This is a genomic window from Bartonella sp. MR168JLCBS, assembly GCF_042194175.1.
The window spans coordinates 1-907 of record NZ_JBHIMP010000215.1 but is presented as its reverse complement, the minus strand read 5'-3'; the positions used below and the strand labels follow the sequence as shown (position 1 = coordinate 907).

1 protein-coding gene is annotated in these 907 nt (G+C 40.5%); it reads right to left on the bottom strand.

Annotated elements, in window-relative coordinates:
- Positions 1–907, bottom strand: a 907-nt coding sequence (dnaN, locus tag ACFIK8_RS10435) for a DNA polymerase III subunit beta (protein WP_375669387.1), incomplete at both ends; no start/stop codon positions are given.

Sequence of the window (907 nt, the reverse complement as noted above, 5' to 3'; positions counted from 1 at the left end):
GGGGCTCCGGCTTCGGCCAGCATAAAAACCATCTCATCGCCCGAAAGTTGTCCAGCAATATCCAAAAGATAACGTGAATTAAACCCTATCTCGAGTGGATCAGATGTGTAAGTAGCTGCTAATTGATCTTCTGCACTCCCCGAGTCAGGGTTATGAACAACAAGCTTTAATTGTCCCTGCTCAATCGTTAACTTCACTGCACGCCCGCGATCACTTGAAATTGTAGAAACACGATCAACGGCAGAAGAAAAATTCTGCTTGTTGACGATTAATTTTTTATCATTTCCAAGAGGGATAACACGTTGATATTCTGGGAATGTTCCATCGATTAACTTAGATGTAAAAACCACAGAACCTACAGAAAAACGAATTTTTGTTTCTGAAAGCTCTACACACACATTATCATTAATTTCTTCAGAAAGAAGCTTTTGCAACTCTCCTACAGCTTTACGGGGAATAATGATACCAGGCATGTCTTTAACCCCCGAAGGCGCTTCCATATCAACTTGCGCCAAACGATGACCATCAGTAGCAACTAAACGCAGCTTTAGAACACCATCATCAACGACATGAAAATAAATACCATTAAGATAATAACGAGTCTCTTCAGTAGAAATAGCGAATTGCGTACAATCAAGCAAATGCTTCAAGCTTGATGCCAATAAAGAAAAACGGTAACCAAATTGACCTGGAAGCGACTCTGGAAAATCTACTTTGGGAAGACACTGAAGCTGAAAATGTGCACAACCAGAAACAACGGACATCGTACTCGCCTGATTCATATCAACTGATAATACAATCTCACTCCCATCAAGAAGTTTACGAACTATGTCATACAGCAAATGTGCTGGAACAGTTATTGCTCCCGCTTGTTTTACATTGGCCATAAAAGATTCTGTAACCTCTA